General features: G+C 38.6%; 9 protein-coding genes, 9 tRNA genes and 2 rRNA genes (1 of these 20 cut by a window edge). All 20 read left to right on the forward strand.

All coding sequences use genetic code 11. The features are described from left to right. Window positions 1-440: ribosomal RNA gene (locus AC2TFD_RS01130) — 23S ribosomal RNA — on the forward strand; it begins 2,496 nt to the left of the window's first position. Between the two features lie 128 nt (window positions 441-568). Then, window positions 569-684: ribosomal RNA gene (rrf, locus tag AC2TFD_RS01135) — 5S ribosomal RNA — on the forward strand. 14 nt (window positions 685-698) lie between these two features. Beyond that, window positions 699-773: transfer RNA gene (locus tag AC2TFD_RS01140), tRNA-Asn, on the forward strand. 25 nt (window positions 774-798) lie between these two features. Next, window positions 799-871, forward strand: a tRNA-Thr gene (locus tag AC2TFD_RS01145). Between the two features lie 19 nt (window positions 872-890). Continuing rightward, window positions 891-965: transfer RNA gene (locus AC2TFD_RS01150), tRNA-Glu, on the forward strand. 64 nt (window positions 966-1,029) lie between these two features. After that, window positions 1,030-1,105: transfer RNA gene (locus tag AC2TFD_RS01155), tRNA-Val, on the forward strand. A gap of 76 nt (window positions 1,106-1,181) precedes the next feature. Next, a tRNA-Thr gene (locus AC2TFD_RS01160) sits at window positions 1,182-1,257 on the forward strand. A 12-nt stretch (window positions 1,258-1,269) separates the two neighbouring features. Next, window positions 1,270-1,354, forward strand: a tRNA-Tyr gene (locus AC2TFD_RS01165). 47 nt (window positions 1,355-1,401) lie between these two features. Continuing rightward, window positions 1,402-1,476 (forward strand) — tRNA-Gln (locus tag AC2TFD_RS01170). Between the two features lie 70 nt (window positions 1,477-1,546). After that, window positions 1,547-1,619 (forward strand) — tRNA-Lys (locus AC2TFD_RS01175). Window positions 1,620-1,729: 110 nt separating this feature from the next. Then, window positions 1,730-1,805, forward strand: a tRNA-Ala gene (locus AC2TFD_RS01180). Between the two features lie 277 nt (window positions 1,806-2,082). Next, window positions 2,083-2,979 (forward strand): arginase, encoded by an 897-nt coding sequence (gene rocF, locus AC2TFD_RS01185; RefSeq protein WP_335510370.1) that lies wholly within the window; start codon window positions 2,083-2,085, stop codon window positions 2,977-2,979. A gap of 196 nt (window positions 2,980-3,175) precedes the next feature. Next, window positions 3,176-3,739 carry an RNA polymerase sigma factor SigW gene (sigW, locus tag AC2TFD_RS01190; RefSeq protein ID WP_335510368.1) on the forward strand — a complete coding sequence of 188 codons (564 nt, stop codon included), beginning with the start codon at window positions 3,176-3,178 and terminating at the stop codon, window positions 3,737-3,739. A gap of 15 nt (window positions 3,740-3,754) precedes the next feature. Then, window positions 3,755-4,396, forward strand: coding sequence for an anti-sigma factor family protein (locus AC2TFD_RS01195; protein WP_335510366.1), 642 nt, complete (start codon window positions 3,755-3,757; stop codon window positions 4,394-4,396). Window positions 4,397-4,713: 317 nt separating this feature from the next. Continuing rightward, entirely contained in the window at window positions 4,714-5,547 is an 834-nt protein-coding gene (gene cdaA / locus AC2TFD_RS01200; protein ID WP_335510363.1) for a diadenylate cyclase CdaA, read from the forward strand. Beyond that, window positions 5,540-6,769: a CdaR family protein gene (locus tag AC2TFD_RS01205; RefSeq protein WP_335510361.1), complete on the forward strand. Its 1,230-nt coding sequence runs from the start codon at window positions 5,540-5,542 to the stop codon at window positions 6,767-6,769. Before cdaA ends, AC2TFD_RS01205 begins: the two co-directional genes overlap by 8 nt. A 37-nt stretch (window positions 6,770-6,806) precedes the next feature. Next, on the forward strand, window positions 6,807-8,156 hold the full coding sequence (gene glmM, locus AC2TFD_RS01210) for a phosphoglucosamine mutase (protein ID WP_335510359.1): 1,350 nt from the start codon (window positions 6,807-6,809) through the stop codon (window positions 8,154-8,156). A 488-nt stretch (window positions 8,157-8,644) separates the two neighbouring features. Beyond that, complete coding sequence (glmS, locus tag AC2TFD_RS01215; RefSeq protein WP_335510357.1) at window positions 8,645-10,447, forward strand: glutamine--fructose-6-phosphate transaminase (isomerizing); 1,803 nt, start codon at window positions 8,645-8,647, stop codon at window positions 10,445-10,447. A gap of 404 nt (window positions 10,448-10,851) precedes the next feature. After that, the gene (locus tag AC2TFD_RS01220) at window positions 10,852-11,484 is read left to right on the forward strand and encodes a hypothetical protein (protein WP_484674790.1); all 633 of its coding nucleotides are present in this window, start codon (window positions 10,852-10,854) and stop codon (window positions 11,482-11,484) included. 104 nt (window positions 11,485-11,588) lie between these two features. Next, entirely contained in the window at window positions 11,589-12,530 is a 942-nt protein-coding gene (locus AC2TFD_RS01225) for a hypothetical protein (RefSeq protein ID WP_484674791.1), read from the forward strand. Window positions 12,531-12,557: the final 27 nt, after the last annotated feature.

The following is a 12,557-nucleotide window of genomic DNA, read 5'->3' on the forward strand; positions in this document are numbered from 1 at the left end:
CTCCCCCAAGAGTCCACATCGACGGGGAGGTTTGGCACCTCGATGTCGGCTCATCGCATCCTGGGGCTGTAGTCGGTCCCAAGGGTTGGGCTGTTCGCCCATTAAAGCGGTACGCGAGCTGGGTTCAGAACGTCGTGAGACAGTTCGGTCCCTATCCGTCGTGGGCGCAGGAAATTTGAGAGGAGCTGTCCTTAGTACGAGAGGACCGGGATGGACGCACCGCTGGTGTACCAGTTGTCTTGCCAAAGGCATCGCTGGGTAGCTATGTGCGGACGGGATAAGTGCTGAAAGCATCTAAGCATGAAGCCCCCCTCAAGATGAGATTTCCCATAGCGTCAAGCTAGTAAGAACCCTGAAAGATGATCAGGTTGATAGGTCAGAGGTGGAAGCGCGGTGACGTGTGGAGCTGACTGATACTAATCGTTCGAGGACTTAACCAATTTTGAAAAACTCGTTTTTACTAACTTCTTCTGACATTATCTAGTTTTGAGGGAATGATTTTTTTACAAAACCTCTTGAAAAATATCAAAAAAGACAATATAATAAATTTTGTCTTTGAGATAAACAGTCTGGTAATAATGGCGAGAAGGTCACACCCGTTCCCATACCGAACACGGAAGTTAAGCTTCTCAGCGCCGATGGTAGTTGGGACTTTGTCCCTGTGAGAGTAGGACGTTGCCAGGCTGTTATATTACTATTCCGCAGTAGCTCAGTGGTAGAGCTATCGGCTGTTAACCGATCGGTCGTAGGTTCGAGTCCTACCTGCGGAGCCATCCTTATTGTTAAAATATTAGCTATGCTTCCATAGCTCAGTAGGTAGAGCACTTCCATGGTAAGGAAGAGGTCAGCGGTTCGAGCCCGCTTGGAAGCTTTCCTATTTAGATATTTATGGCCCCTTGGTCAAGTGGTTAAGACACCTCCCTTTCACGGAGGTAACACGGGTTCGAATCCCGTAGGGGTCACCAACGTTTTTCGCGATAGCGAAAATAACGTTCCATTCAAGTTAGTAAAAAAACTTTATTTCAAAATGGAGGATTAGCTCAGCTGGGAGAGCATCTGCCTTACAAGCAGAGGGTCGGCGGTTCGATCCCGTCATCCTCCACCAAGATTTTTTCACGTAGTGAAAATAATCTTCCGTATTTGACGATAGTGAGAATAATTAAAAGTAATATTATTTATGTGCCGGGGTAGCTCAATTGGTAGAGCAACTGACTTGTAATCAGTAGGTTGGGGGTTCAAGTCCTCTCGCCGGCACCACTTTTATTAAGTGGAGGGGTAGCGAAGTGGCTAAACGCGGCGGACTGTAAATCCGCTCCCTCCGGGTTCGGCGGTTCGAATCCGTCCCCCTCCACCACTTATAATTTTTAAAATGTTGGACAAACTAGTTAATGTCCTTAACATTGGGCTATAGCCAAGCGGTAAGGCATCGCACTTTGACTGCGACATGCGTTGGTTCAAATCCAGCTAGCCCAGCCAAATCATAACATCCCTGAAGATGCTTCGGCGGATTTTGCGAAAAATACCGAAAGGTATTTTAAGCAATTGTGAGCCATTAGCTCAGTTGGTAGAGCATCTGACTTTTAATCAGAGGGTCGAAGGTTCGAGTCCTTCATGGCTCATATTTAAATGACTGCCCAAAGGGATTTATTTCTCTAAGGGCTTTTATCTATGAATAGTAGCAGCAATCCAGTGGGAAACGCTACTACATAGAATTTCAATTCAAAAAGATGGGGCCTTAGCTCAGCTGGGAGAGCGCCTGCTTTGCACGCAGGAGGTCAGCGGTTCGATCCCGCTAGGCTCCACCAAAGTTTTTTACGAAGTAAAATAACCAAGTTATTTTCACGTTAGTGAAAATTAACCAAGGTTTTTTGCAAGGTATAACCACCACCACACTACATATAACAGCTCGCCTTAAATCACACGATTTAAGGCTTTTTTATTTTTAGTGAGAGTAAAAGTATCATAAAATATGCAGATAAATTCAAATCCTTCGAATTGCATATATATTCATTAATTTGTCGAGTTGAGTCATCCATTTGAAAACGGTTAAAATAGTTAGTAACGAAGGCTGGGGGGTAGAATATGAGAAAGCTATCTATTATTGGAATGCCGATGGACTTAGGACAAATGAGACGTGGAGTAGACATGGGTCCTAGTGCCATCCGTTATGCTGGAATAAATGAGAGACTAAAACCATTGTTCGATGAAATCCATGATATGGGTGATATTCCGGTTGGAAGGCCAGAAGTAGTAATTGATAAAGAATCAAATTTGCGCAATTTAGATCTTGTTGCGGAAAAAAGTACACTTCTTGCTGAAAAGGTGGATGAGGTTATTCAATCTGGATCCTTTCCTCTTGTCCTAGGTGGAGACCATAGCATTGCCATCGGAACTTTAGCAGGTGTTTCTAAACATTATCAAAGTCTTGGTGTAATCTGGTATGACGCACATGGGGATTTGAATACGGCTGAAACCTCGCCATCTGGAAATATACACGGTATGCCATTAGCTGTGAGTTTAGGCATTGGTCATCCTTCATTAACGAATATTGCGGGATACATTCCGAAAATAAAACCAGAGAATGTCGTAATTATTGGCGCAAGATCTCTGGATGATGGTGAAAAGGTGTTAATTAAGGAAAAAGGAATAAAAGTATATACTATGCATGAAATTGATAGATTAGGAATGGCAAAAGTGATGGAAGAAACGATTGCGTATCTTAAGGAGAAAACAGATGGTGTCCATTTGTCGCTTGATCTAGACGGGTTAGATCCTAATGATGCACCAGGCGTAGGAACCCCAGTTATGGGGGGGATTAGTTATCGTGAGAGCCATTTAGCAATGGAAATGCTAGAAGAGTCGAAGATGATTACTTCGGCAGAATTTGTTGAGGTTAACCCCATTTTAGATGAAAAAAATAAAACGGCAAGGGCGGCCGTCGAATTGATGGGTTCATTATTGGGTGAAAAATTATTATAATATTGTTCGGCAGCTTCCCCGGAAAGCTGCTGTTTTTATTTTTCACCAATAATTGACAAAAAACTTAAGCTTCCATTTATCAAAATTAGTTAATATTTGTTAATATTAAAAGTAGTAAGAAGTTAATTGTTATATTGAAACCTTTTTGCTATTGATTCGTAAGATTGTATAGCCGCATTGGAGCTGAGAAGAATAAATGGAAGCCCTTATAAAGAAGAGAATAAAACAGGTAATAAAAGGCGATCAGGATGCTTTTGCTGAAATTGTTGAAATTTATAGTAATAGTATTTATCAGCTTGGTTACCGAATGCTGGGAAACCGCCATGAGGCAGAGGACATTGCACAGGAGGCCTTTATCCGTGCATATGTTAATATTAAATCATTTAACCAGGATTTAAAGTTTTCCACTTGGTTATTTCGGATTGCAACAAATTTGTGTATTGACAGAATTAGAAAGAAAAAACCAGATTACTACTTAGATGCAGAAGTGTCTGGAACCGATGGTCTCACCATGTATTCACAGCTATCATCCGATTCACCTTTACCTGAAAATGAATTGGAAAGTCTTGAGCTTCAAGAAACTGTTCAAAAGGAAATTTTAAAACTGCCTGATAAGTACAGGAGTGTCATAGTTTTAAAATATATTGAAGAATTGTCATTAAATGAAATAAGTGAAATCCTTGATATGCCATTGGGCACAGTCAAAACCCGTATCCATCGTGGACGCGAGGCGCTGCGACAACAATTACGTTATGTGTGATAAGAGGTGAACACGTTGAAGTGTGAAGAAGAAATCGTTGAATTAATGCATGAATATTTAGACGAAGAAATTGACCCCGAAAATGAAATGATTTTAAGAGAACACCTCAAAGGCTGCAAGGACTGTGAGACACTGTTCAATGAATTTAAGAGGACCATCGCGGTTGTAAAAGGAACTTCTAGTATTCAGGCACCTCCTAATTTTACAGCGAATGTAATGGCCCGTCTGCCGAAAGAAAAGAAAAAGGTCGGGATGCAAAGATGGCTGCGAAATCATCCATTAATCGCTGCCGCCTCATTATTTTTAGTTCTAATGACAGGAAGTATATTTTCCACCTGGAATCAAGAACAAGAAGTTTCTTTTTCGAAACAGGAAAACCTAGTGGTCCAAAATGATACGGTGATTGTCCCTGAAGGTGAAGTGGTTAAGGGGGATGTCATCGTTCGGAATGGAAAGCTAAAAATTGAAGGTGAAGTTCAAGGTGATGTAACAGTTATAAACGGAGAAATTATAAATGGAGAAAAGTATTTAGCGTCTGCCGGGCATGTTACGGGCCAAATTGAAGAGGTGAATGCAGTTTTCGATTGGATCTGGTATCACATGAAAAAAACTGCCCTGGAGGCTATAGATATCTTTCATGATAGTGAAGAAAAATAGAAGGAAGTCACTCACAGTGGGTGATTTCTTTTTTAATTAGGCTGTTTCTGTAAATATTGTTGTTAAAATCTTAAAGCCGATTTTAACGTGGAAAAAGCTACTTTGCGCTTTAGAATTTAGTTTGCAGGCTCTTTTCTCCTTAAATGTATGCTATTTTCTGTGGAAACTTGCACAATCATCAAATTTTGTTCAAAAATCAATAAAGTTTAAGAAAAGAGCTTTAATGATAACTATTCTTATGACAAATAATAAGTACATGTTTAATTTATGATATAATAAATGGGCTATAAGTTAGACAAATATACGGAGGAAAAACAATGCCGTTTTTTGAGGATTTTGCTTTATGGAAGTATTTAGCTAGTATTGTTGATATTCTCCTTGTTTCGTATGTCATTTATAAGCTTTTAAATCTTATAAAAGGAACGAAGGCCGTACAATTATTAAAGGGGATTGTTGTCATTCTCCTTGTAAGAGTTGTTAGTGGTTTTTTTGGATTAAATACCTTAAGCTGGTTAATGCAACAGGCTATTGATTGGGGATTTCTTGCTGTTATCATTATTTTTCAGCCTGAGCTTAGAAGGGCCCTTGAGCAATTGGGCAGGGGACGGTTTTTTTCCAGGAGCAACGGTCCAGATGATGAGGAACAAGAGAAAATGGTGGAAGCCATTATTAAGGCAACGGATTATATGGCAAAAAGACGTATTGGTGCCTTAATATCCATTGAACGGGAAACTGGGATGAGTGATTACATAGAGACAGGGATTTCACTCGATGCCAAGATTTCTTCTGAGTTGCTCATAAACATCTTTATTCCGAATACACCGCTGCATGATGGAGCGGTTATTATTCAAAAAAATAACGTAGCTGCAGCTGCTTGTTACCTTCCGCTATCAGAGAGTCCTTTTATCTCAAAGGAGTTAGGTACAAGACACCGTGCTGCTTTAGGAATAAGCGAAGTTACAGACAGTATGACGATAGTCGTTTCAGAAGAAACCGGTAATATCTCTTTAACAAAAAATGGAGAACTCCACCGCAATTTAACTGTAGAGGGATTTAAAGAATTAATCTCTCATGACTTGATTGTTAACAACACAAAAGTAAAACCAGCTTCTTCAGCTCGTTGGAACTGGAGGGGAAAGAATAATGGATAGATTGATGGATAATCCCTGGTTTATTAAAATTCTGGCGATCTTATTGGCAGTTCTGCTTTATTCAGCCGTTCCAAATTCCGGAGGTAAGACAAATGAAATTAATGTACCAGGGGAAAATACATCTGTGATATTAGAAGAAATACCAGTAAAAGCTTATTACGACACCGAAAACCTCGTTGTTTCAGGATTACCAGATACGGTGGAGGTAACCCTTGAAGGTCCAATGCCCCATGTACAGTCGGCAAAGGCGTTAAAAAACTTTGAGGTTTTTGTTGACCTAACCAATGCAAAAATAGGGAATCAAAAGGTAGAGTTTGAAGTAAGCGGGTTATCAGATAAGTTAAAGGCAAAGATCGATCCAGCTTCGGTAACAGTAACTATACAAGAAAAGATTACCACAGAGTTTACAGTGGAGGCTGAATTCGATAACGATCTGATAAAAGATGGTTACTCTGCAGGACAACCTGTAGTTAAGCCAAATAAAGTGAAAATTACCGGTGCCAAAGATGTAATTGAGCGAATTTCATACGTAAAAGCAGCACTTGAGAGCAGGGATCTTCTTGATAGTACCGTAACGAAAGAGGCGCATGTACAGGTGCTTGATAAGGAATTAAATAAACTTGAGGTAATTGTAGAGCCAGAAACAGTAGAAGTGACCATTCCAGTAAAAAGCAATACTAAAACTGTACCAATTAACATCATTGAAAAAGGGACACCTGCTTCAGGAATAACGATTGAATCGATTACTTTAGATGTTAAGGAAGCAGTCATTTCGGGTGCCGACGATGTTTTAAAAGATACGGATAATGTCCGTGTTGAAGTGGACATTAGTAAAATGACTGAAAATACTACACTCACTTTACCAGTCATTATTTCAAATGGAGTAACAAAAGTAACCCCTGAGACTGTAGAAGCAACCGTGGTAGTGAAAAGTGAGGAAGAGAAAACCGTATCAGGACTCCCTATTAACATAAAAGGGTTATCCGAACAATATGAAGCGGTTATCAATGACCCAGCCAACCAACTAATAAATTTATTAGTATTCGGTCCAGGTAGTACCGTAACGGGCGTAGGACCGGGAGATTTCAATATATTTGTTGATTTAGAAGGTCTTACAGATGGTGTCCATAACGTAACCATTCAAGTGAATGGACCGCCTAATGTAACTTGGAAACCTGATAAAATATCTGCAAAAATTACAATCACGAGAGACAACGCATAGAACACAGCAGTATACATGATAAGGAGCGATTTTGATAATGGGAAAATACTTTGGAACCGATGGCGTCCGCGGAGTTGCGAATAGTGAATTAACACCTGAATTAGCCTTTAAATTAGGACGTTTCGGAGGTTTTGTTTTAACAAAGGATAAAGACAGACCAAAAGTGCTGATTGGGCGCGATACACGTATCTCAGGCCATATGCTGGAAGGGGCATTAGTGGCTGGGTTACTGTCAATTGGAGCGGAAGTAATGCGCTTAGGAGTTATCTCAACTCCTGGAGTGTCCTATTTAACAAAGGCATTGGGGGCTGAAGCAGGTGTAATGATTTCTGCTTCCCACAATCCGGTCGAAGACAATGGTATTAAGTTTTTTGGACCAGATGGGTTTAAGCTTTCAGATGAGCAAGAGCTTGAAATAGAAGCATTAATCGATATGACAGATGAACAATTACCAAGACCTGTTGGTGCAGACCTAGGTCAAGTAATGGATTACTTTGAAGGGGGACAAAAGTACCTTCAATATTTAAAGAATACTGTGGATGAAGATTTCGCAGGCATTCATATTGCCCTAGATTGTGCTCATGGAGCTACCTCTTCTTTAGCGACACATTTATTTGCTGATCTGGACGCAGATATTTCTGTTATGGGAGCTTCACCTAATGGCATTAATATCAATGCTGGTGTTGGCTCAACACACCCTGAAGCATTAGCCGCTATGGTGAAGGAAAAGGGTGCAGACGTAGGTTTGTCATTCGATGGTGATGGGGATCGTTTAATAGCCATTGATGAAAAAGGCAATATTGTGGATGGCGACCAAATTATGTTTATTTGCGGAAAGTATCTGAAGGAACATGGACGTCTAAAGCATAGTACAATTGTTTCAACAGTAATGAGTAATCTTGGATTCTACAAAGGTTTAGAAGGATATGGGATTCATAGTGTACCAACCGCTGTCGGTGACCGCTATGTGGTAGAAGAAATGAAGAAAAACGGGTTTAATCTTGGTGGTGAACAATCCGGACACATCATTTTCTTGGATTATAATACAACAGGTGACGGCCTATTAACCGGTTTGCAATTAGTTAATATTATGAAAGCAACCAAGAAAACTTTATCAGAATTAGCAGCAGACATGAAAAAATTCCCTCAAAAGCTTGTGAACGTACGAGTAACTGATAAACATCATGTCACGGATAATGAAAAGGTAAAAGCGGTTATTGAACAGGTAGAAGCAGAAATGAATGGTAATGGACGTATCCTCGTTCGACCATCTGGAACGGAACCACTTGTTCGCGTAATGGCTGAGGCCCCTACAGAAGAATTATGTGAAGCTTATGTAGAACGAATTGTATCTGTTGTAAGAGAAGAAATGGAATTAAAAGAGTAGAATAAAGCGACGATAAATGTCTAGCTGCGCACCTGGGTGCTGCAGCTTTTCTTATATGCATAAGGGAACGATACATAGCCCTTATGCATATTTTATTATGTAAATGGTAAAAACAGTAATTAGTTGACGAAAGTCAATGCATCGGTTACGATTAGTTTGCTTTGTTTCTAAAAGCGATAAAAATTAGGATAAAGGAGGGTCGTTTAAGAAATTTATCATAAAGCGCCTGAACTAACCATGGGGGTTAGTTGACGAGGAGGAGGTTTATCGAATGTTCGGCGGATACCTCCCGGTTGAACGCACAACCGATTTTTTCTTCTTTAAAACATTGAGGCAACTTGGTGCACAAAGAGAGGGAAATGCGCATACTAAACACAGCAACAATACAAGACAAAAGGTATATACAGATACCTTTCAAAAACAGAGATAAGGGGGCAGGTTTAGCCTCCGAAGGATTCTTGCCCCCTATATCAGGGAGGAAAAGAAATATGTGTGGAATCGTTGGATATATTGGATTTAATGATACGAAGGAAATTTTATTAAAAGGCTTAGAAAAGCTTGAATATAGAGGTTATGACTCAGCAGGTATTGCTGTAATGAACGGGAACGGAGTTCATGTATTCAAAGAAAAGGGTCGAATTGCTGATTTACGCGAAGCTGTAGATGTGAAAGTTTTAGCTAACGTCGGAATAGGACATACACGCTGGGCTACTCATGGTGTGCCGAGTAGAACGAATTCTCATCCACACCAAAGTACAACTGGACGTTTTACTCTTGTTCATAACGGTGTCATTGAAAACTATGAGCTTTTAAAGCGTGATTACTTGGCAGATGTTGCGTTTGTCAGTGAAACGGACACAGAAGTTATCGTTCAAATGATTGAAAAGTTTGTACACGAAGGCTTAGAGGTTTTAGAGGCTTTTCGTAAGACACTTACACTCTTACATGGCTCATATGCTCTTGCATTATTGGATGAAAAAAATAGCGATACTATTTTTGTAGCTAAAAATAAAAGTCCATTACTTGTAGGATTAGGTGCTGACTTTAATGTTGTGGCAAGTGATGCGATGGCTATGCTTCAGGTTACGAATGAATACGTAGAGCTAATGGATAAAGAAATCGTAATCGTAACAAAGAATGATATAACCATTCAAAACCTTGATGGAGAAACGGTTACTCGTACTTCTTACATTGCAGAATTGGACGCAAGTGATATTGAAAAAGGCACTTACCCACACTACATGTTAAAGGAAATCGATGAACAGCCTGCAGTAACGCGTAAGATTATCCAAGCATACCAAAACGAACAAGGTGAATTGACCATCGAACCTGAGATCATTCATGCGATGAATGGTGCAGATCGCGTGTACATTATTGCTGCTGGAACATCCTATCATGCTGGTCTTGTTGGGAAGCAATTTATTGAAAAAATGGCGAAGATTCCAGTTGAAGTTCACATTTCAAGTGAATTTGGCTACAATATGCCGCTTCTATCCGAGAAGCCGCTATTTGTCTTCATTTCTCAGAGTGGTGAGACTGCAGATAGCCGTGCGGTTCTTGTTACGATTAAGGAAATGGGGTATCAAGCACTTACGATTACAAATGTGCCTGGATCTACGCTTTCCCGTGAAGCAGACCACACTTTATTGCTACATGCCGGACCTGAAATTGCCGTTGCTTCTACAAAAGCTTATACCGCTCAATTAGCTGTTTTGGCTATTTTAGCGGAAGTAACCGCAAAGAGCCGCAATCTTGACCCTGGATTTGATCTCATTCATGAACTTGGTCTAGTTGCAAATGCGATGGAAGTTCTTTGTGACTCTAAAGAAATAATCGAGCATATTTCTAGAGAATTTCTAACAGTTACGCGCAATGCATTCTTTATCGGACGTGGAATTGATTACTATGTTGGACTAGAAGGTGCCTTAAAACTAAAAGAAATTTCTTATATTCAAGCGGAAGGCTTTGCAGGTGGAGAACTAAAGCATGGTACCATTGCTTTAATTGAAGAAGGCACACCAGTCATCGCCCTTGCAACCCAAGCAAGTGTAAACTTAAGCATTCGCGGTAACGTGAAAGAAGTTGTTGCCCGCGGAGCAAATCCATGCATCATCTCGATGAACGGACTAAACATGGATGAAGACAGCTTTGTTATTCCGGAAGTAAATGATTTATTAACACCACTTATCTCTGTAATACCACTTCAAATTCTTGCGTATTACGCAGCATTACACCGTGATTGCGACGTGGACAAACCGCGTAACCTTGCAAAATCGGTGACAGTTGAATAAAAAGGATTATATTCGGGGCGGATCTGTTGAAAGACAAAAAAGTCGGGAACTGAACAAAAAAGTCGGGAACCGTACAAAAAAGTTAGGAACTGGACAAAAAAGTCAGGAACTGATTTAAAAAGTGTTTTTCAACAATTATGAATTAAAATTGATCAAGTAAGACTCAATCCAATTTTAGGGTTGGGTCTTTTTTTGTTGATAGGTATCGATTTGAACCATTTGAATCTAATTGGAGAAGAGTTCTTGGTTAAACCAAAAGAATAAATTGCCTTTCCAAGAAAAAATTTACAAAATTACGTTGACATTTTAGCAACAAGAGTTTGAAATACAGTTAGATAGTGTAAATTGGAAAGAAGGCTTATCCTGAGTTTTATAAAGAAGACTAAAAAAAAGGGGAATTAATAATGACTGTACTAATAGCGGTTGCTGTAAAACCTGAACCTGGACTACAACCATATTTACTCATGGGTGCTGATTCATTAAAGTTAGATGTAAATTCAAATTTTGAAATAATATCTAGAGATGAAGATGCAAAAAAAATTTTTAAAATAAATGATAAATTAATTAGTATGGCTGGTCGAATCGATTCCAATTTTATCAATTATTTTCTAGATTTTATTAAAGAAAATGATTGTGATATTACTGATTTATCGGAAAAATGTTTAGAATTTATTAAGGATTATATTTCCGTTGATGAAACATATGACGATACGAAATGTGCTGTTTACATTGGTAGTTGTGTTAATGGAACTCCCAAATTGGTATTTATTGAAGTAAAAAAAACAAATCTACCAAACCATAGATATCAAATAATGGAACCACCTCAATTTAACAGTTTTGCACCTGGCTTTGCTGGGAGTATTAATTTTCCTGAAGACGATGATTTAGTTGAAGCATTTGTACAAAGATTACAGAAAAACTGTATTAACATGAATTTAACATGTGTTAAAAAAGCAGCAAAAGAATTCCTGATAAATGCTGCATCGAGATATCCTGAAACATGTAACCACAACATTAATTTTGAAGTTTTAAGATAAATGCTAAAACGCAATATAGGAATGTAATAGGCAATATACGAAAGGCTGTTTGTTGTAAGGGTACTAGAGTTAAGATTAATACGATATTTGAAAGAAGGGAAATCTTGTTAAAGAAAACGATAAACTATCTTGTAGAACCAAAATATGATTTAGGTGAATTCTTAAATGGGTACACTGTTGTTGACTCCTCAATTGGACCATTTGGGGAAATATGTGTTCTTGCAGTAAACAAAGTACCAGAAAGAATAGATGGTATGTTTCCGCCTGTACAAACAACAGAAGCGTATGACTACAAAGCAATAATACTCACAAAAGAATACATTAAGGAAGTTGTACTAAAAAAACAAAAATGGAACTACCATTTCATTCAATCAATAGAGAAAGATAACATATTATTAGTGTGTGCACGTTCACATTTATATGACAATGGAAAATTTGATCACAATGCCAGAGTTTTTGATATGGAAGGCAACTTATTAAGTGAATTCCTACTTGGTGATGGCATACAAAATTTGTATGTAACAAAGGAGAACAAAATCTGGACATCTTATTTTGATGAAGGTGTTTTCGGGAATAATGGCTGGGATAATCCGATTGGTAGTGATGGCTTAAGAGCATGGGATTCCTACGGGAATGAACTTTATAAGTACCCGAATAGTGGAGATCATTTTATTATCGACTGTTATGCACTTAATGTTATATCTGATGAGGAAATTTGGTTTTATTTTTATACCGATTTTGAGTTAGGAAGATATTATAAAGGTAACATTGACTATTTCAAGCCAGATGTAGAAGGTGCCGACAGTTTTACAGTGTATGAAAATTATGTTTTGTTTCGTGGAGGATATGGTAAACATGATAAGTATATCCTTTATAAAATGCTTCCTGGTAATCAATTAAGAAGAAAATATTTTTTAACATTAATTGATAAAGATAAAAATGTAATTAAAGCTGAATTTATTAGTTGCAGGGGATCATGCCTTTTACTTACAACAGGTACAAAGATTTATTTATTGGATTTAAAGAATATAGTTACTGGATTATAAAAAATTACAATTGAGCTAGTGAATTCT

It is taken from the genome of Neobacillus sp. plas4 (genome assembly GCF_057221695.1).